The sequence below is a fragment of the Kutzneria viridogrisea DSM 43870 genome (assembly GCF_000525635.1).
Classification (GTDB): domain Bacteria; phylum Actinomycetota; class Actinomycetes; order Mycobacteriales; family Pseudonocardiaceae; genus Kutzneria; species Kutzneria viridogrisea.
In genome coordinates this window covers 2,922,835-2,942,512 of record NZ_CP007155.1, presented here as the reverse complement: position 1 = coordinate 2,942,512, position 19,678 = coordinate 2,922,835, and the positions used below count along the sequence as shown (strand labels likewise).

The following is a 19,678-nucleotide window of genomic DNA, read 5'->3' as shown; positions in this document are numbered from 1 at the left end:
AACAGGTTCACACCGAAGACACACTGTGGCCAGCGCCACAGGCACCCCCGAGCCGCCCGGTTCTTGCCCGTATTTTCGGCGCCGAGCTGGTGCCGCGCACGGCCCGCGGACGATCTATGACCGATTCGGGCCCAGCCGTTGCCCGTTCGGCGCCCGCCGTCCGGGCCACCCAGGTCACGAGAAGGCAACGGTGGATGTGGTGGACTGGGCACATGGTGAGCACACCTGCTTGGGCGAAACTGGTGGTCGCGCTGACCACGGCGGGACCGCTGGCACTGGTCGGCCTGCCGGGTCAGCTGACGGGCAACTCACTGGCCACCGGCCTCAGCCCGGAGCAACTGGCGGGTCAGCGGGTGGTCTACTCCTACAAGGGGGCGCTGCCACCGGCCAGCCTGCTGGACAAGATCAGGGCGGGCCAGGCGGCCGGGGTCATCTTCTTCGGCGAGAACATCACCGCGCAGCTGCCCACCGCCGTGCAACAGCTCAAGGACGCCAACGCGCAGAGCCCGGTGAAGGCCCCGCTGCTGCTGATGACCGACCAGGAGGGCGGCAAGGTGCGGCGGCTGCCCGGTGCGCCCGAGCTGTCCGAGAAGCAGATCGGGCAGTCACCTGACGGGGTGAACCTGGCGGCACAGGCGGGTACCGGGGCCGCGCAGAACCTGACCGCGGCGGGCATGAACCTCAACCTGTCGCCGGTGCTGGACGTGTACCGCAAGCCGGGTGACTTCCTGGACCAGGCCCAGCGCTCGTACAGCACCAACCCGGACACGGTTTCCGCGCTGGGCAAGCAGTTCGTCACGGCCCAGCAGCAGGCGGGTGTGGCGGCGACCGTCAAGCACTTCCCGGGGCTGGGGCCCGCCGCGGCGGGCGAGAACACCGACGAGGCCCCGGTGACGATCAACGAGTCCCTGGACGAGCTGCGCTCGGTGGACGAGAAGCCCTACGGCGAGGCGATCGCGGCCGGGGCCAAGCTGGTGATGATGTCCTGGGCGACCTACCCGGCGCTGGACGCGAGCCTGCCCGCGGGCCTGTCGCCGAAGGTGGTCGGCGAGGAGCTGCGGGGCAGGCTGGGCTACCAGGGGGTCACCGTGACCGACGCGCTGGAGGCGGGCGGCCTCAGGGCGTTCGGCGGCACCGAGCAGCGGGCGGTGCGGGCGGCCAAGGCGGGCATGGACCTGATCCTGTGCTCGGCGCGGGATTCGGGGCAGGGCGATGCCGCGGGCGGGGCGCTGACGGCCGCGTTCAAGTCGGGCCAGCTCGACCAGGCGGCCTTCCTCGGTGCGGCGCAGCGCGTGCTGGAACTGCGCAAGACCCTGCACTGATCAGCCGTTGGCCAGCACCACGAAGTCGTAGCGGATCTGGCCGTCCCGGGAACCGGTCGGCGAGACGACGAGGCGGTCGGCGCTGTCGCCGGGGTAGGTCGCGGTGCAGTTCAGCTGCGTGCCGGGCAGCGCGGACAGGTCCCCGGCGCAGGTCACGTGGTCGGGCCTGCGCCCGTCGAAGGTGCTGAGCTTGTCGCCCAGGGTCTGCTCCACGGTGGCCCTGGTGACCTTGCCGTCGGCGGTGTTGGCCGTGGCCTCCGTGCTCGGCCCGCTGAGGAACACCCCGGCCACGCCGCCCATCGCCAGCACGGCGGCCACTGACAGTCCGATCACCAAGCGCCTCATGTACTCAACGATGCAGTCCGCGTGGGTCCGCGCGCGTCAGCCGGGACGACGATCCGGCCGTACTACCCCGGGATGACCTGGCCGAGGAAGCGCAGGGCGTCGGGCAGCACACGGCGCCAGTAGCCCTCGTTGTGCAGGCCGTGGTCGAAGGCCGACACCGTGGCGGGCAGCAGCCGTGCCGAGTCGATGAACGGGTCCTCCAGCCCGCACCACACACCGAGCCGGGGCGGCAGCCGGTCCAGGTGGCGCAGCGGCTCGTGGGCGGCCCACTGCGCCTCGTCGGCGAACCCGTCGATCGTGCGGGCGTCCGGCCACGAGCGGAACAGGGCGGGGCTGAGTACGGCGGCCGCATGCAGGTCGCGGGCGTACTCCAGGCCGCCGAAGCAGCCCATGGAGATGCCCAGCGCGGCCCGTGGCGCGGACAGGCCCAGCCCGGTGAGCCAGCCGGGCAGTTCCTCGCGGAGCATGGCCTGCGGGTCGTCGGACGGGTCGCGAGCCACCCAGTAGGAGTCCCCGCCGTCCACCGCGACGAGCGCGCTCCTGGGCTGGGCCGCCAGGAAGCGGGGCAGGCCCAGCTCGACCATGCCCTGGGCGTTGTTGCCACGCCCGTGCAGCACCACGCACACCGGCAGGTCGGCCGCCGGGACCATCGCCACCAGCGTGACCTCCCGGCCGCGGGCCGCCGAGTGGAACCGGTGCACCGAGGTCGGCACCGGGGCCAGGTCGGGCACCACCCCGTCCGGCCCCACCAGGCCCAGGGCCCTGCGCAGCGGCACCTCCTCGACGACGGCCAGCCCTGCCCCCAGCAGGCCGATCCCCGCCGCCGCCACCAGCAGCTTCCGCCTGGTCATCACCTTGTCAGAGACGTGTGGGCGGTAGTCCCGGTTGCCTGGTGCACAGACTGTGCGCACTGGGCGTGAACCGTGGACACTGTGACACTGCCCAACCGGGCAGAGGGCGCCGACGATACTGGCTTCGCGCCCGAGTGACCTCAGGAGCAGCCATGGCCCCCAGCACCCAGGTTGAGCACCCGGACGGTCGAGTCGAGCTGGTGGACGACGCGCGGATCGCCGACAGCCCCTACTACAACCCCGAGCTGGCGCCGGTCCCGCTCACGCGGCGCACGTGGAGCACCTACAACTTCTTCGCGCTGTGGATGGGCATGGCCCACAACATCCCCAGCTACACCCTGGCCGCCTCGCTGATCGCGCTGGGCATGGACTGGGTGCAGGCCTTCCTGACCATCACGCTGGGCAACCTGGTCGTGCTGATCCCCATGCTGCTCAACAGCCACGCGGGCACCCGCTACGGCATCCCGTTCCCGGTGTTCGCGCGCAGCTTCTTCGGCCTGCGCGGGGCGAACCTGGCCGCCCTGCTGCGGGCGTTCATCGCCTGCGGCTGGTTCGGCATCCAGACCTGGGTCGGCGGCGAGGCGGTCTACGTCATCGTGGGCAAGCTGGCCGGTCCCGGCTGGACAGACTCGACCGTGCTGCTCGGCCAGCACTGGACCATGTGGCTGTCCTTCGCCCTGTTCTGGGTGGTGCAGATGCTGATCATCTGGCGGGGCATGGAGGCGATCCGCCGGTTCGAGAACTGGACCGCCCCGCTGGTCTCGGTGGGCTTCCTGATCCTGCTCGGCTACGTGCTGATCAAGGCGGGCGGCTTCGGCCCGATCCTGTCCGAGCCCTCCACACTGGGCTGGGGGCCCGGGTTCTGGGCGGTGTTCGCGCCCTCGCTGATGGCGATGATCGCGTTCTGGTCCACGCTCTCACTGAACATGCCCGACTTCACCCGGTTCGGCGGCAGCCAGCGCAAGCAGTTGTGGGGCCAGGTGCTCGGCCTGCCCACCACGATGTCGTTCATCGCGATCGTGGCCATCCTGACCACCTCCGGCGCGGTCTCCCTGTACGGCACCGCGATCTGGGACCCCGCACAGCTGGCCAGCCGCTTCGACAGCCCGGTGCTGGTGGTCGTCGCGCTGGTCGCGCTGGTGCTGGCCACGGTCTCGGCGAACCTGGCCGCCAACGTGGTCAGCCCCTCCTACGACTTCTCCAACGCCTTCCCGCGCCGGATCACCTTCGCCACCGGCGGGCTGATCACCGGCGTGCTCGGCGTGCTGATCCAGCCCTGGCGGCTGATCTCCGACCCGCACATCTACATCTTCACCTGGCTGGGCTTCTACGGCGGGGTGCTGGCCGCGGTGGCCGGGGTGCTGGTCGCGGGCTACTGGGTGGTCGACCGCACCGAGCTGGACCTGGTGGAGCTGTACCGGCCCGGTGGCCGGTACTGGTTCAGCGGGGGCTGGAACTGGCGGGCACTGGTGTCCACTGTGGTCGGTGCCGTGCTCGCGGTTGGCGGTGCCTACTCCGCGCCGGGCCAGGGCCCGTTCCCCGAGCACGGGCTCATCCCGCTGCTCAAGCCGCTCTACGACTACAGCTGGGTGGCCGGGCTGATCGGCGCCTTCCTGGTGTACCTGCTGCTGTCGCGGCCCGCCGTGCAGCGCAGCGCGCCGAGGGTCACCCCGTTGCCGGTGGGCGAGGACTGATCGCCCGCAATACCTTGTCCCCTTGGACACCGAACAGTCAGGAGATCACGTGGCACAGATCGTCAGGGCAGGGCTGATCCAGCAGCGGTGGACCGGTGACAAGGAGTCGATGATCCGCAACGCGGTGGACGCGATCGCCACCGCCGCCTCGCAGGGCGCGCAGGTGGTGTGCCTGCAGGAACTGTTCTACGGTCCGTACTTCTGCCAGGTGCAGGACACCGACTACTACTCCTACACCGAGCAGATCCCCGACGGCCCGACCACCCAGCTGATGTGCGAGGTGGCCCGCCAGCACGGGGTCGTGCTCGTGGTGCCGATGTACGAGCAGGAGCAGCCGGGGGTCTACTACAACACCGCGGCCGTGATCGACGCGGACGGCAGGTACCTGGGCAAGCACCGCAAGAACCACATCCCGCAGGTGAAGGGCTTCTGGGAGAAGTTCTACTTCCGCCCCGGCAACATGGGCTACCCGGTGTTCGACACGGCGGTGGGCCGGATCGGGGTCTACATCTGCTACGAGCGGCACTTCCCCGAGGGCTGGCGCGCGCTGGGCCTGGCCGGTGCCAAGATCGTGTTCAACCCCTCGGCGACCAGCCGCGGCCTGTCGGAGTACCTGTGGCGGCTGGAGCAGCCCGCGGCGGCGGTGGCCAACGAGTACTTCGTCGGCACGATCAACCGGGTCGGGGTCGAGCCGCTGGGCGAGAACGAGTTCTACGGCCAGACCTACTTCGCCGACCCGCGCGGGCAGCTGATCGGCGAGGCCGCCTCGGACACCGAGGAGGAGATCGTGGTGCGGGACCTGGACATGGGCCTGCTGGAGGAGGTCCGCGACCTGTGGGCCTTCTACCGCGACCGCCGCCCCGACAGCTACGACTCGCTGGTGAAGCCGTGAGCGGGCCTGCGAGCGAACCAATGGGCACAGGGCCGGTGCGAAGCACTGCACCGAGCGCTAGCGAGGTGCGGTGATGAGCATCCTGATCAAGGGCGGCACCGTGCTCAGCTCCACGGGCTCGGTGCGCGCGGACGTGGTCGTGGAAGGCGAGCGCATCCTCGCCGTCACCGCCCCCGACGGCTGGGCGGGGCAGGCCGACACGGTGATCGACGCGACGGGCAAGTACGTGCTGCCCGGCGGCATCGACGGCCACACGCACATGGAGATGCCCTTCGGCGGCACGGCCTCGGTGGACACCTTCGAGACCGGTACGATCGCCGCCGCCCATGGCGGGACCACGACGGTCGTGGACTTCGCCGTGCAGGCCAAGGGCAGCTCGCTGCTGTCCACACTGGACAAGTGGCACGAGAAGGCCGATGGCAACTGCGCCATCGACTACGGCTTCCACATGATCGTGTCGGACGTGAACGACGGCACGCTCAAGGAGATGGACGCCTGTATCGACGCGGGGGTCAACACCTTCAAGATGTTCATGGCCTACCCCGGTGTCTTCTACTCCACCGACGGGGAGATCCTGCGCGCCATGCAGCGGGCGCGGGGCAACGGCGGCACGATCATGATGCACGCGGAGAACGGCATCGCGATCGACGAGCTGGTGGCCCAGGCCCTCAGCGAGGGCCGCACCGAGCCGGTGCAGCACGCGCTGACCCGCCCGCCGGAGCTGGAGGGCGAGGCCACGCACCGGGCGATCCAGCTCGCCAAGGTCACCGGTGCCCCGCTCTACATCGTGCACCTGTCGGCCATGCAGGCGCTGGCCGAGGTCGCCGCGGCCCGGGACACCGGTCAGAACGTGTTCGCCGAGACCTGCCCGCAGTACCTGTTCCTGTCCATCGAGGACCTGGCCAAGCCCGAGTTCGAGGGCGCCAAGTTCGTCGCCTCCCCGCCGCTGCGCGACAAGGAGCACCAGCCCAAGCTGTGGCAGGGGCTGCGCACCAACGACCTGTCCGTGGTCTCGACCGACCACTGCCCGTTCTGCTTCGTGGAGCAGAAGGAGCTGGGGCGCGGGGACTTCTCCAAGATCCCGAACGGGATGCCCGGGGTCGAGCACCGGATGGACCTGATCTACCAGGGCGTGGTCGGCGGCGAACTCTCCCTGTCCCGCTGGGTCGAGGTCACCTCCACCACCCCCGCCCGCATGTTCGGCCTCTACCCCCGCAAGGGTGTGATCGCCCCCGGCTCCGACGCCGACATCCTCGTCTACGACCCGGAGGCCACCCAGGTCCTGTCCGCCGAAACCCACCACATGAACGTGGACTACTCGGCGTACGAGGGGATGCGGCTGAAGGGCAGGGTCGACACCGTGCTCTCCCGCGGCAGGGTGGTCGTGGACGGCAGCGGCTTCCACGGCGGCCGGGGCCACGGCAGGTTCCTGTCCCGCGAACTCAACCAGTACCTGAACTGAGAAGGGTCCACAATGGACTTCGGTGTTGTGCTGCAGACCGACCCGCCCGCCCGCGAGGTGGTCGAGTTCATGCGGGTGGCCGAGGACAGCGGCTTCGGCTACGGGTGGACCTTCGACTCCTGCATCCTCTGGCAGGAGCCGTTCGTGATCTACTCGCAGGTGCTGGCCGCCACCCAGCGGCTGGTGATCGGTCCGATGGTGACCAACCCGAGCACCCGCGACTGGTCGGTGACGGCCTCGCTGTTCGCCACGCTCAACGACATGTTCGGCAACCGCACGGTGTGCGGGATCGGGCGGGGTGACTCCGCGCGGCGGGTGATCGGGCAGAAGCCCGCGACCCTGGCCACGCTCGGCGAGGCCATGCACGTGATCAAGGAGCTGGCCGAGGGCCGCGAGGTGGCGCACCACGGCACGCCGGTGCGCATCCCGTGGGTGCGTGACGGCAAGCTGGAGATGTGGATGGCCGCGTACGGGCCCAAGGCGCTGAAGATGGTCGGCGAGCAGGCCGACGGCTTCATCCTCCAGACCGCCGACCCGGACATCGCGCGCTGGACCATCGGCGCCGTGAAGGACGCGGCGCGGGCGGTCGGCCGGGACCCGGAGGCCATCACGATGTGCGTGGCGGCCCCGGCCTACGTGGGCACCGACCTGGCGCACCAGCGCGACCAGATGCGCTGGTTCGGCGGCATGGTGGGCAACCACGTCGCCGACCTGGTCGCCCGCTACGGGGACGGCGGCGGGGTGCCCAAGGCGCTGACCGACTACATCAAGGGCCGTGCCGGCTACGACTACTCGCACCACGGTCGCGCGGGCAACCCGTCCACCGACTTCGTGCCCGACGAGATCGTGGACCGGTTCTGCCTGGTCGGTCCCGAGGCGGCCCACGTGGACCGGCTCCAGGAGCTGGCGTCCATCGGCGTGCACCAGTTCGCGCTCTACCTGATGCACGACGAGCGCGACAAGACGCTGGCCAGCTACGGGGAGTCGGTGATCCCCGCGGTGTGAGGTGTCATGAAAGTGCCGTTCCTGGCGTTGGACGCCAGGAACGGCACTTTCATGACGCGTCCAGCACCCGCAGGTACGCCGCCTGCCCCTCGGCGTTCGGGTGGAACGAGCCGTCCACCGGGAACACCACGCTGTTGATCCACGGCTGCGCGCCGCACACCCCGTGCCCGGCGAAGACCGGCCGCGCGTCGGCGAACACGGCGCCCGCGGCGACGGCCCGCTCCGAGGTCACGCGGGCGAGTTCGTCGGCGCCCGCGTTGAGCGCCGAGCGCTTGGCCGCGCTGAGCCCGCCGCCGCACGGGCCGTCCTCGAACAGCCGCGGGTAGCCCACCACGACGAGCTTGGCGGCCGGGGCCTTGTCGCGGATCGCCCGGTAGGTCCTGTCCAGGTCCGCGCCGAGCCTGCCGTTGACCACTGCCACCGCGCCGTCCACCTTCGCCTTACAGGCCGAGTCGCTGCCAAGCACGCAGGTCGTCAGCACCTCGGTGAACCCGATGTCGTTGCCGCCAATGGAGATCGACACGAGCGTGGTGTCCGGCCCCAGCGCGCCGAGCTGCCCGTTCAGCACCTCTGCCGTGCTGGCGCCGCTGCACGCCACGGTCTGGGCGGAGGCATCGCGGTGCTCCTGAGCCCACAGCGCCGGGTAGGCGTTGAAACTGCGCTCGCAGCTGCCGCTGCTCGGGTCGTAGTCCCCGGCGCCGACCCCGGCCGCGTAGGAGTCGCCCAGTGCGACGTAGTGCGTTTGCGCTGGTCCAGGCGCCGGGAGGAGAAGCGCCGAGCTGAGCAGCAACGCCGTGAAAGCACCCATGGCACCTGCGTACCACTGTTCGGGGATACCTCCGCATCAGCCGATCTGGTTGTCTTTGAGTGTTACCTGGCATTACTGTTACCTCAAGTTACAGTTAAGCGGATAGGAGGACGGCCCGTGTCCGCGCTGCCCGAACAACCCGACCGCCTGCTCCTGCACGCCCGTGACGTGCAGTTCGACTGGTCCCAGCTGCCGATGCACTGGGTGCCCGGCGAACCGTTCAGCACCCACCTGCTCAACGTGCTGCACCTGCTGCTGCCCGAGGGCGAGCGCTGGTTCGTGCGGACCTTCCAGGAGGCGCTGCCGCTGATCGGGGACGACCGGCTGCGCGAGGACGTGCTGGGCTTCTGCGGGCAGGAGGCCGTGCACGCCGAGGCACACGACGGGGTGCTGCGACACCTGCCGTCCAAGGGGCTGGACCCCACGCCGTTCACCGACCAGGTCGGGTGGATCTTCAGCCGGATCCTCGGTGAGAAGCGCCAGCTGACCGGGCGCGCCCGGCACGAGTACCTGGTGGAGCGGCTGGCGATGATCGCCGCCATCGAGCACGTGACCGCCCTGCTCGGCCACTGGGTGCTCAACTCCCCCGGGCTGGACCGGGCCAGGACCGACCCCACCATGCTGGACCTGCTGCGCTGGCACGGCGCGGAGGAGGTGGAGCACCGCTGCGTGGCCTACGACGTGATGCGCCACTTCGACGGCCGCTACTTCCGCCGCGTGCGCGCCATGCTGATCGCGGGCCCGGTGCTGACCATCATGTGGATCAAGGGCGTGCGCTTCCTGATGGCCAACGACCCCGAACTGCCGCCCGGCAGCAAGCCCCGCTGGCGCGACTTCCGCAGCGCGGCCAAGCGCGGCCTGTGCCCGAGCGGGGGCAGCCTGCTGCGCTCGCTGGCCCGCTACTTCCGGCCCGGCTACTACCCCGACCAGGAGGGCTCCACCGCGCAGGCGGTCGCCTACCTGGCCCAGTCTCCCGCAGCGCGGGCCACGCACTGATGCCGGACCGCTTCCTCCGCGGACTCGCGGTGTTCACCGACGTGTACACCCGCTCCCTGCCGCTGCTCGGGCGCAGCCGCAAGCAGGCGGGCCCGCTGGAACGCGCGCTGCGCCTGGAGGTCGTCGACCGCCGCGTCGAGGCCGAGGACGTGGTCAGCATCCAGATGTCCACATCGGACGGTTCCGCGCTGCCCCAGTGGTTCCCTGGCTCGCACCTGGACCTGCACCTGGCCTCTGGGCGGCGTAGGCAGTACTCGCTGTGTGGGGACCCCGCCGACCGCAGCTGCTACCGGATCGCCGTGCGGCGCATCACCGATGGCGGCGGCGGATCCGTTGAGGTGCACGAGGAACTGACCCCCGGCAGGCACGTGGTGGTCCGCGGGCCGCGCAACGCCTTCCCGTTCGTGCCGCACGGCAGCGCGCTGTTCCTCGCGGGCGGCATCGGCATCACGCCGATCCTGCCCATGGTGCGCGCCGCCGACCGGCTGGGCATGGACTGGCGGTTCGTCTACACAGGACGGTCGCGGGCCACCATGCCCTTCCTGGACGAGCTGCCCGCCGGGCGGGTGCTGGTCCGGCCAGACGAGGAGTTCGGCGTGCCCACCGCCGCCGACCTGCTCGCCGACGCACCACGGGACGGTGCGGTGTACGTGTGCGGACCGACCCCGATGCTCGCCACCGTGCGGGCCGGTTTCGGTGACTGCGCGGCCAGCGCACTGCACTTCGAGCGGTTCGCCCCGCCGCCGGTGGTGGACGGCAAGCCGTTCGAGGTGCAGCTGGGACGGGGCGGTGTGGTGCTCCAGGTACCCGCCGACCGCTCCGCGCTGGAGGTGATCCGCGAGCAGTTGCCCGGGGTCGCCTACTCGTGCCGCCAGGGCTTCTGCGGCACGTGCCGGGTGCGCGTGCTCGACGGGGTCGTCGAGCACCGGGACCGGCGGTTGACCGACAGGCAGCGCGCCGAGGGCGAGGCGCTGGTGTGCGTGTCCCGTGCGGACGGCGGGCGCTTGGTACTGGACCTGTAGATCGGGAGGGCCGATGAAGACCAGCACGGTGACCTCGCACGGCGTGCGGCTGGCCGTGTTCGAGCAGGGCGACCCCGAACGGCAGACGGTCCTGCTGGTGCACGGGTACCCCGACACGCACGCGGTGTGGGACGAGGTGGCCGAGGCCCTCGCCGAGGACTACCACGTGGTCCGCTACGACGTGCGCGGGGCGGGCGCCTCGCAGGTACCGTCCACACAGGACGGCTACCGGCTGGAGCTGCTCGGCGCCGACCTGATGGCCGTGGCCGACGCGGTCAGCCCGCACCAGCCGGTGCACGTGGTGGCCCACGACTGGGGGTCGATCCAGTCCTGGGAGGCCGTCACCGAGCCGGGCAACGAGCACCGGATCGCCTCGTACACCTCGATCTCCGGCCCGTGCCTGGACCACGTGGGCCACTGGATGCGCCGCAGGCCCACGCCCCGCGTGCTCGGACAGCTGATCAACCAGCAGCTGCACTCCTGGTACATCGTGGCCTTCCACCTGCCCGTGCTGGCCAAGGCCGCGTGGCGGCTCGGGCTGGGCCGCAACTGGGCCAAGGTGCTGGCCCGGTTGGAGGGCGTGCGGCGGCGGCCCGGCCACCCCGCACCGACCATCACCTCCGACGGCGTGCACGGAATCTCCCTGTACCGGGCCAACTTCATCCCGCGGCTGCGCAACCCCCGCGAGCGGCGCACCACCGTGCCGGTGCAGGTGATCCAGCCGGTCGGCGACCGGTACGCGACGATGGCCCTGGCCGAGGGGCTACAGCGCTGGGTGCCGAAGTTGTGGCTGCGCAAGGTGATGGCCCGCCACTGGGCTCCGGTCACGCACCCCGAGGCGATCACCCGCATGGTGCGGGAGTTCGTCGGCCACGTGGACGGGGCCCCGGCCAGCCTGGCGCTGCGCCGCGACCAGGTGCGCGCCGCGCGCAGCCCGTTCGCGGACAAGCTGGTGGTCATCACAGGTGCGGGCAGCGGCATCGGGCGGGCCACCGCGCTGGCCTTCGCCAAGCAGGGCGCCGAGGTCGTGGTGTGCGACCTGGACCCGGTCACCGCCAAGGAGACCGCCGAACTGGCCGGTACCCGTGCGCACGCCTACCAGGTCAACGTCGCCGACGAGGAGGCGGTGCGGCAGTTCGCGGCCCAGGTCGCCGCCGAGCACGGCGTGCCCGACGTGGTGGTCAACAACGCCGGGATCGGCCACTCCGGCACGATCCTGGACACGACCAGCGCCCAGTGGACCAAGGTGCTCGACGTCAACCTGTGGGGTGTGATCCACGGCTGCCGGGCCTTCGGCGAGCTGATGGTGCGGCGCGGCGAGGGCGGGCACATCGTCAACCTGGCCTCCGCGGCGGCCTACCTGCCGTCCAAGGTGCTCGGCGCCTACGCCACGAGCAAGGCCGCGGTGTTCATGCTGTCGGACTGCCTGCGCGCCGAACTGGCCGAGCACGGCATCGGCGTCTCGGCGATCTGCCCCGGCCTCGTGCGGACCAACATCACCCGCACGACCACGTTCTCCGGGGTCAGCGCCGCCGAGCAGGCCGCAAAGCAGGCCCGCACCTCCCAGCTCTACGCGCGCCGCAACTTCCCGCCGGAGGGCGTGGCCGCCGAGATCCTCACCGCCGTGCGCCGCAACCGCCCCGTCGTGCCCGTCACCGTCGAGTCCAAGGCAGCGCTGCTGCTCAGCCGCGTCTCCCCCGCCACCCTCCGCGCCGCCGCCAAAATCCAGGCCACCTGACCCAGTGCCTTGCCATGAAAGTGCCGTTCGAGACATCTAAGCAGGTTGCCAGAAGTTGTGTCTGTAACTCGCGTGAGTTGACCTTGCCGTGAACGTGAAGAGCCTCGTCGGGTTGGATTCGGTTACCACACCAGACTCCACCACGACGAGGCCTCCACCAGTATGCGCCCCGCGCATGTCTACGCCGACTTGACCCCTGCCCAGCACCTCGAACTGGTCACCGCGCTGCACGGACCCTGGCGAGTCGCCACCCGCATCGTCATCGTCTTGCTGTCCGCGTCCGGGATGAGCGCGCCCGAGATCGCGGAACTTCTGCACTACGAGCCGGTCACGGTGCGCCGCTGGATCACCCGACACACCCGCGACGGCATCAACGGGCTACCCGACCGACCCCGCAGCGGACGCCCCCGCCTGGGCAGCCCCACGCTCGGACACCGCATCCACACCCTGCTGCACACCCCGAAAGCCTGGACCACCGCACGACTGTGGCGCGCCGCCCGACGCCCCGAAATGAGCCTGCGCACCTTCTACCGGCGACTGCGTGAACACGCCAGGTGGCGGCGTCCCCGGCTGATCGCCAAAGGCGACCCCGACCACGACACGACCTGCGCCACGATCCAGGCCCGCCTCGCCGCACTCCCCACCGGCTCCGTGGTTCTGGCCGAGGACGAAACCCACCTCGACCTGCTGCCGCGGGTCCGATCGTGCTGGATGCCCACCGGCCTGCGTCACCGGATCCTGACTCCCGGCAGCAACATCCGCCGCACCATCCACGGCGCGATCGACCTCACCACCGGCGCCTGGCACCACCACGTCTCCGTCAAGAACGTCTCCGTGGTGTTCTGCTACTTCCTGCAACAGGTACTCGACGCCTACCCCGACGCCCCTGTTGTCGCGGTGATCTGTGACAACGGCGGCACCCATCACAGCGGGATCACTCGCCGCTGGCTGGCCGAACACCCGCGCCTGTTACTGATCGAGGGCGCGAAATACAGCCCGCAGGACAACCCCGTCGAACGCGTCTGGGCCGGCCTCAAGCACCACATCGCCAACACCGCGCCAGCCACGATGGCCGGCCGCGTCCGACAGGCACACGCCTACTTCCGCGACCGGAGCACCGAACAGAACCTGATCACCGCCGCGCCCTGGACCAGCCCCTGGCTACCCGAAGGTTTCGGACAAGACTTTTGGCCACGTGCTTAGTGTCTCGGACGGCACTTTCATGACGCCGCCGGAGCGGGACGCGGCGGGCAGTTCACCACAGGATCGTCACAGGATCAGAACACCGGCGCGGCAGGCTCTCGCCCCGTGTGGAACACACTGCTGGCGGCAGCGCTGGTCGCGGGCTCGGTGGGCGGCACACCGGGCGCGGACGGGGTCGGCGACCCGTACTTCCCGCAGGACGGCAACGGGGGCTACCGGGCCGAGCACTACGAGGTGAAGGTCGTGTTCGACCCGGCCACGGCCGATTTCCTCAGCGGGGACACCACGATCACCGCGCGGGCCACCCAGAACCTGGACCGGTTCAACCTGGACCTGGAGGGGTTCACGGTCACCGGGGTCACTGTCAACGGGGTGCCCGCGGCGAAGGTCGACCGCGAGGGTCAGCACGAGCTGGTGGTCACTCCGCGGCACCGGATCCCCAGCAACGGCGCGATGGTCGTGCGGGTGCGCTACGAGGGCAAGCCGGTCGGCGAGAGTTGGCACAAGCTGCACTCGGGCGGGGTGAGCGTCAGCGGGGAGCCACACTCGGCCACGGCCTGGTACCCGGTCAACGATCACCCCTCGGACAAGGCCACCTTCGCGCTGACGGCCACCGTGCCCTCGGCGTGGACGGTGATCGGCAATGGGCTACCCGGCCCGGTGACCGAGCACGACGGGCACCGGACCTACCGCTGGCACGAGGACCACCCGATGGCCTCGTACCTGAGCACCATGGCCGCCGACAAGTTCACCGTGCACAACTCCACGCTGCCCGACGGCAAGCCGGTGATCAACGCCTACGGCCAGGGCACCACGATCGACCCGGTCGCCGAACAGCGGATCCCGGAGATCATCCAGTTCCTGTCCAGCAGGTTCGGGCCCTACCCGTTCGAGTCCACCGGGTCCATCGTGGTGGACGCCCGGTCCAGCGGCAGCCTGGCGCTGGAGACGCAGACCCGGCCCACCTACGAGGGCCAGTTCTTCGACGCCTCGGCCGTGCACGAACTGGCGCACCAGTGGTTCGGCGACAACGTCTCGTTCAGCGACTGGCGGGACGGCTGCCTCGCGGAGTGCTTCGCCCAGTACGCCGGGCAGTTGTGGGAGGAGCACAAGGGCGCGGACCTGGACAGGAGCTATCGCTCTATTGTGGACAGTCACCGGGACGATCCCGCCTACTGGCAGGTCACCCTGTACGACCCGGGCAAGGACCGGCCGCTGGACTATGCGCTCTACGACCGCGGCTCGCTCATGCTGCACGCCCTGCGCCGCACCGTCGGCGACGAGAAGTTCTTCGGCACGCTCCAGGCGTTCCAGCAGCACTTCCGCGACGGCAACGCGTCCTGGCCGCAGTTCGAGCAGTTCATGGCGCAGCGGTCAGGCCAGGACCTGACCGGGTTCTTCCAGGCCTGGGCGCACAGCAGCACGATGCCCGCGAAGCAGTACCTCTGCCCCGGATCGCTCAACTGTTGACAGTTGACAGTCGACACACCGAACTAGTTCGTGCCCGGGTGCCTGTTCACGGCATCATGTGCTTCCGTGGGATTCCTCGAGGCCAGCGGGCTGGCGCATCAACTCTCCGACGGGCGCGAACTGTTCCGGGACGTCACCTTCCGGGTGGCGGCGGGCAGCACCGCGGCGCTGGTCGGGGCCAACGGCGCGGGCAAGACCACCCTGCTGCGCATGCTCTCCGGCGAGCTGCCACCACGTGAGGGCGGCGTGGTGGTGCAGGGCGGCCTCGGCGTGATGCCCCAGTTCATCGGCTCGGTCCGCGACGAGCAGACCGTGCGCGACCTGCTGCTGTCGGTGGCGCCCCCGCCGCTGCGCAGGGCCGCCGCCGAGCTGGACGCGGTGGAGCTGGCGCTGATGGAGACCGACGACGAGCCGACCCAGATGCGCTACGCCAACGCCATCACCGCCTGGGGTGAGGCCGGGGGCTACGACGTGGAGGTGCTCTGGGACACGGTGACGGTCGCCGCGCTGGGCATGCCGTTCGACCGGGCCAAGTTCCGGGGTGTGCGCACCCTGTCCGGCGGGGAGCAGAAGCGGCTCGTGCTGGAGACCCTGCTGCGCGGGCAGGAACAGGTGCTGCTGCTCGACGAGCCGGACAACTACCTGGATGTGCCGGGCAAGCGTTGGCTGGAACAACGCCTGGCGGACACCGGGAAAGCCGTGCTGGTGGTCAGCCACGACCGTGAACTGCTCGCCGCCGCGGCCACGCACGTGATCACGCTGGAGGCGGGCACCACCTGGGTACACGGCGGCAGCTTCCGCACCTGGCACGAGGCCCGCGAGGCCCGCTGGGTACGGGTCGCCGAGCTGCACAAGCGCTGGGACGAGGAACACCAGCGGCTCAAGGAACTCGTGCTGACCCTGCGCCAGCAGGCCGCGAGCAGCCCGGACATGGCCAGCCGCTACCGGGCCATGCAGACCCGGCTGCGCAAGTACGAGGAGTCCCCGCGGCCGCCGGAGCTGCCGGAGAAGCACGAGGTCAAGCCGAGGCTGCGCGGCGGGCGCACCGGGATCCGCGCGATCACCTGTGAACGGCTGGAGCTGACCGGCCTGATGAAGCCGTTCGACTTCGAGGTGTTCTTCGGCGACCGGCTGGCCGTGCTGGGCTCCAACGGCTCGGGCAAGAGCCACTTCCTGCGGCTGCTCGACGGCGGGCAGGTCGAGCACACCGGGCAGTGCCGCCTCGGCGCACGCGTGGTGCCGGGACTGTTCGCGCAGACCCACGAGCACCCCGAGTGGGTGGGCCGCACGCTGGTGGACGTGCTCTGGCACGGGGAGGGCGACCGCTCGGGGCTGTCCCGTGGCGCCGCGATGTCGGTGTTGTCCCGCTACGGCCTGGCCGAGTCCGGGGACCAGCGCTTCGAGACACTGTCGGGCGGGCAGCAGGCGCGGTTCCAGATCCTGTTGCTGGAGTTGACCGGGGCGACCCTGTTGCTGCTCGACGAGCCCACCGACAACCTGGACCTGACCTCGGCGGAAGCACTGCAGGACGCGCTGGAGGAGTTCACCGGTACGGTGGTCGCGGTGACCCACGACCGCTGGTTCGCCCGCACCTTCGACCGGTTCCTGTTGTTCCGCTCGGACGGGGAGGTCACCGAGGTGGACGAGCCCGTGTGGGATGAGACCCGGGTGCGGAGGGTTCGCTGAAAGTTCTCCACGTGATCGGTCACGAGACAACTTTTCTCACCATTCCGGTGGACGTGGTCGCGATCACGACCTAGGTTCTTCGCATCCGTTGCGGCCAGGGGAAATCGTGGCCGCGCTGCCGCCGCAGGACCTGTTCGCGAAGGACTTCCCCATGCCGCGCAAGGCTGTCGTCCGATTATCCGGACTGCTCACCGCACTGGTCCTGCTCACCGCGTGCGGGCCGACCGCGGACGGCAACTCCCTTGCGGGCAAGGCGTCCTCGGGCAAGCTGACCATCGGTATCGGGGTTGACCAGCCCGGGCTGGGCTTCCAGGACCTCAACGGCGGGCACAGCGGTTTCGACATCGACGTGGCCACCTACGTAGCCAAGGAACTCGGGGTGGACGCGAGCGGGATCACCTGGGCGCCGACGGTGATCAGCGACCGGGCCAAGGACCTGCAGGAGGGCAAGGTGGACATGGTGGTGGAAGCGTTTTCCATCACCGATGACCGCAAGAAGCAGATCTCCTTCGCGGGCCCCTACTTCGTCGCGGGCCAGGACCTGTTGGTGCGACTGACCTCCACCGACATCACCGGCCCCGAGTCGTTGAACAACAACAAGAAGCTCTGCTCGGTGGCCGGTTCCACCTCGGCGCAGGACGTCCGGGACAAGTTCGCCCAGGGCGCGAAACTGGTGGAGTACGTGCACTTCACCGAGTGCGTCACCGCGCTGTTCGCCGGGATCGTGGACGCGGTCACCACCGACGACCTGGTGTTGGCCGGGCTGGCCGCGCAGAACCCGGAACTGCTCCGGGTTGTGGGCAAGCCGTTCACCAAGGAGTACTACGGGATCGGCCTGCGCAAGGGGGACACGGTCTCCCAGGCCAAGGTCGACGCCGCGTTGCAGAAGATGATGGACTCCGGGGCGTGGAAGGCCTCGCTGCAGCGCAACTTCGGCAGCTCCGGCTACCGGATCCCGTCCCCGCCACAGATCACCGAGCGCTAACCCACCGCCTGCATCGCCGGGGCGAACAGCCGTGAGCGGTCACCGGGTAGGTCCCCGCCGTGCACCATGTGGTCGGTGCGGAAGGACTCCGGTGCACCGTGCGCGGCGGCCCACTCCGCCAGCTCGGGGCGGTCCAGGTCCAGCCGGACCGGCAGGTCACTGCCCGCGAGCAGGTCCGCGGCCAGGTACCGGGCCTCGGTGAGGTCGGCGGCGACCAGCGGTCCGAGCACCAGCGCGCCGACGTTGCGCCAGGCCGCGCCATAACCGGTGACCACCCCGGCCCGCTCGACCACGCGGACCCGCTCGGCGAACTTGAGGAAGCGCGGCAGCCAGGCCCGCTCCGCGCCGAGCACCGCCGCGTCCAGCGCCAGCACGGACTCGGCGTCCGCGTCGGTGAACGGCCTGCTGTGGCCCAGGTCCTCGGCGCCCGGCGCCAGCTCGCCGACGTGCGTCATGACCGTCGCCGTGGACCGGAAGCCCAGCGTGTCGTAGAGCAGCTTGCCCTGCGCCGTGGCGTGCAGCACCGTGACACCACCCTCGTTGGCGGCCAGTGCGTGCGCCATCAGCCGGCGGCCGAGTCCCTGCCGGTTGTAGCGCCGAGCCACCAGCACCATGCCGATCGCGGCGAGGCGCTGGTCGTACCGGGTGAGCACGACCGCACCGGCCAGCCCGCCGTCGGGCGCCCAGATGCCGTGGGTCTGCCCGATCTCCAGCAGCAGCGGCCACTTGCGCTGCTCGTGCCGCCACTCGCGGTCCACCGACAGCGCCAGCAGGTCGTCCAGGTGCTCCGGGCCGAGCCGGGTGATGGAGAGCTCACTCACCCGGTCAACCTGTCACGGGGACGGGGTCGGCGGCACGCGAATTTCGGTGTGCCATGAAAGTGCCGTTCGTGGCACCTGACGCCACGAACGGCACTTTCATGGCGAAGACCCTCAGCGGGCCACGACCTCCGCGATGGCGTCCACGCCGCGGTCCAGCTCCTCACGGGTGATCACCAGCGGGGGCGCGACGCGCAGGGTGGTGTCGTGCGTCTCCTTGCACAGCACGCCGCGCTCGGCCAGCGCCTCGGAGGCCACCCGGCCCTCCGGCCCACCGGGCGCGATCTCCACCCCGGCCCACAGGCCGCGCCCGCGCACCTCGGCGACCCCGCGGCCGACCAGCTCGTTGAGCCTGCCGTGCAGGTACCCGCCCAGCTCCTTCGAGCGCTGCTGGAACTCGCCGGTGGCCAGCAGCTTGACCACGGCACGGCCCACGGCGCAGGCCAGCGGGTTGCCGCCGAAGGTGGAGCCGTGCTCGCCGGGGCGCAGCACACCCAGCACCTCGGCGCGGCCGACCACGGCGGAGACCGGCATGATGCCGCCGCCCAGAGCCTTGCCCAGGGTGTACAGGTCGGCGCGCACGCCCTCGTGGTCCAGCGCGAGCAGCTCGCCGGTGCGGGCCAGCCCGGACTGGATCTCGTCGGCGATCATCAGCACCCCGTGCTGGTCGCACAGCTCGCGGACCCGCGCGAGGTAACCGGCCGGGGGCACGACGACCCCGGCCTCACCCTGGATCGGCTCGATCAGCACGGCGGCGGTGCCCTCGGTGATCGCGGCCTCCAGCGCCGCCGCGTCCCCGTAGCCCACGACGCGGAAGCCGGGGGTGAACGGGCCGAAGTCGTTGCGCGCGACCTCGTCGGTGGAGAAGGACACGATGGTCGTGGTGCGGCCGTGGAAGTTCGAGCCGGCGACCACGATCTCGGCGGTGCCCTCCGGCACGCCCTTGACCTGGTACGCCCACTTGCGGGCGACCTTGATCGCGGACTCCACGGCCTCGGCCCCGGAGTTCATGGTCAGCACCAGCTCCGTGCCGGTCAGCTCGGCCAGCTCGCGGCAGAACAGGCCGAACTGGTCGTGGTGGAAGGCACGGCTGGTCAGGGTGACCCTGCCGAGCTGTTCCACGGCGGCGGCCACCAGGTCGGGGTGGCGGTGTCCGAAGTTCATGGCGGAGTAGCCGGACAGGAAGTCCAGGTAGCTGCGGCCGTCGACATCGGTCACCCAGGCGCCCTGAGCGTGCGCGATGACCACGGGCAGCGGGTGGTAGTTGTGCGTGCTCCACTGCTCGTCGAGCGCGACGTACTCGGCCGGGGTGCTGGGGACCTCGGTGGCGGGGTGGTCGATCGTGGCGGTCATGCGCTAAGGCTAGATGGCTCCTGGCGGA

17 protein-coding genes are annotated in these 19,678 nt (G+C 70.4%); 12 read left to right on the top strand and 5 right to left on the bottom strand.

Going from position 1 to position 19,678, the window contains the following annotated elements:
- The first annotated feature begins 212 nt into the window (after positions 1–212).
- A complete protein-coding gene (locus KALB_RS13175) occupies positions 213–1,322 on the top strand; it encodes a glycoside hydrolase family 3 N-terminal domain-containing protein (protein WP_201771919.1) in 1,110 nt (369 codons plus the stop codon).
- Here the strand turns inward: KALB_RS13175 and KALB_RS13170 are convergent, their stop codons facing one another.
- Positions 1,323–1,667 (bottom strand): DUF4333 domain-containing protein, encoded by a 345-nt coding sequence (locus KALB_RS13170; RefSeq protein WP_030111097.1) that lies wholly within the window; start codon positions 1,665–1,667, stop codon positions 1,323–1,325.
- A 62-nt stretch (positions 1,668–1,729) separates the two neighbouring features.
- Complete coding sequence (locus tag KALB_RS13165) at positions 1,730–2,518, bottom strand: alpha/beta hydrolase (RefSeq protein WP_025356179.1); 789 nt, start codon at positions 2,516–2,518, stop codon at positions 1,730–1,732.
- A 152-nt stretch (positions 2,519–2,670) separates the two neighbouring features.
- Here KALB_RS13165 and KALB_RS13160 point away from each other — a divergent pair, with 152 nt between their 5' ends.
- The 4 genes from KALB_RS13160 to KALB_RS13145 all read left to right on the top strand — a co-directional run bounded on the left by KALB_RS13160 (position 2,671) and on the right by KALB_RS13145 (position 7,571).
- Positions 2,671–4,212: an NCS1 family nucleobase:cation symporter-1 gene (locus tag KALB_RS13160; protein WP_025356178.1), complete on the top strand. Its 1,542-nt coding sequence runs from the start codon at positions 2,671–2,673 to the stop codon at positions 4,210–4,212.
- 49 nt (positions 4,213–4,261) lie between these two features.
- Positions 4,262–5,104, top strand: a complete 843-nt coding sequence (locus tag KALB_RS13155) for a nitrilase-related carbon-nitrogen hydrolase (protein ID WP_025356177.1) — start codon at positions 4,262–4,264, stop codon at positions 5,102–5,104.
- 73 nt (positions 5,105–5,177) lie between these two features.
- Entirely contained in the window at positions 5,178–6,566 is a 1,389-nt protein-coding gene (gene hydA, locus KALB_RS13150; protein ID WP_025356176.1) for a dihydropyrimidinase, read from the top strand.
- 12 nt (positions 6,567–6,578) lie between these two features.
- Positions 6,579–7,571, top strand: a complete 993-nt coding sequence (locus tag KALB_RS13145) for a TIGR03842 family LLM class F420-dependent oxidoreductase (RefSeq protein WP_025356175.1) — start codon at positions 6,579–6,581, stop codon at positions 7,569–7,571.
- A 49-nt stretch (positions 7,572–7,620) separates the two neighbouring features.
- On the opposite strand, the gene KALB_RS13140 is transcribed toward KALB_RS13145, so the two are convergent.
- Positions 7,621–8,379 (bottom strand): SGNH/GDSL hydrolase family protein, encoded by a 759-nt coding sequence (locus KALB_RS13140; RefSeq protein ID WP_042222042.1) that lies wholly within the window; start codon positions 8,377–8,379, stop codon positions 7,621–7,623.
- A gap of 117 nt (positions 8,380–8,496) precedes the next feature.
- On the opposite strand from KALB_RS13140, the gene KALB_RS13135 reads away from it, so the two are divergent.
- From KALB_RS13135 to KALB_RS13105, 7 genes are all read left to right on the top strand, one after another.
- Positions 8,497–9,375: a metal-dependent hydrolase gene (locus tag KALB_RS13135; protein WP_025356173.1), complete on the top strand. Its 879-nt coding sequence runs from the start codon at positions 8,497–8,499 to the stop codon at positions 9,373–9,375.
- 29 nt (positions 9,376–9,404) lie between these two features.
- Complete coding sequence (locus tag KALB_RS13130) at positions 9,405–10,397, top strand: PDR/VanB family oxidoreductase (protein ID WP_025356172.1); 993 nt, start codon at positions 9,405–9,407, stop codon at positions 10,395–10,397.
- Between the two features lie 13 nt (positions 10,398–10,410).
- The gene (locus tag KALB_RS13125) at positions 10,411–12,135 is read left to right on the top strand and encodes an SDR family oxidoreductase (protein WP_025356171.1); all 1,725 of its coding nucleotides are present in this window, start codon (positions 10,411–10,413) and stop codon (positions 12,133–12,135) included.
- Between the two features lie 162 nt (positions 12,136–12,297).
- Positions 12,298–13,338, top strand: a complete 1,041-nt coding sequence (locus tag KALB_RS13120; protein WP_025353822.1) for an IS630 family transposase — start codon at positions 12,298–12,300, stop codon at positions 13,336–13,338.
- Positions 13,339–13,443: 105 nt separating this feature from the next.
- Positions 13,444–14,808, top strand: a complete 1,365-nt coding sequence (locus tag KALB_RS13115) for a M1 family metallopeptidase (RefSeq protein WP_025356170.1) — start codon at positions 13,444–13,446, stop codon at positions 14,806–14,808.
- 66 nt (positions 14,809–14,874) lie between these two features.
- Entirely contained in the window at positions 14,875–16,494 is a 1,620-nt protein-coding gene (locus KALB_RS13110) for an ABC-F family ATP-binding cassette domain-containing protein (protein WP_025356169.1), read from the top strand.
- 106 nt (positions 16,495–16,600) lie between these two features.
- Entirely contained in the window at positions 16,601–17,479 is an 879-nt protein-coding gene (locus KALB_RS13105) for a glutamate ABC transporter substrate-binding protein (protein ID WP_236650246.1), read from the top strand.
- On the opposite strand, the gene KALB_RS13100 is transcribed toward KALB_RS13105, so the two are convergent.
- A complete protein-coding gene (locus KALB_RS13100) occupies positions 17,476–18,300 on the bottom strand; it encodes a GNAT family N-acetyltransferase (RefSeq protein ID WP_025356167.1) in 825 nt (274 codons plus the stop codon). The genes KALB_RS13105 and KALB_RS13100 overlap by 4 nt on opposite strands.
- Before the next feature lie 111 nt (positions 18,301–18,411).
- Positions 18,412–19,650 (bottom strand): ornithine--oxo-acid transaminase, encoded by a 1,239-nt coding sequence (gene rocD, locus KALB_RS13095; RefSeq protein WP_025356166.1) that lies wholly within the window; start codon positions 19,648–19,650, stop codon positions 18,412–18,414.
- Positions 19,651–19,678: the final 28 nt, after the last annotated feature.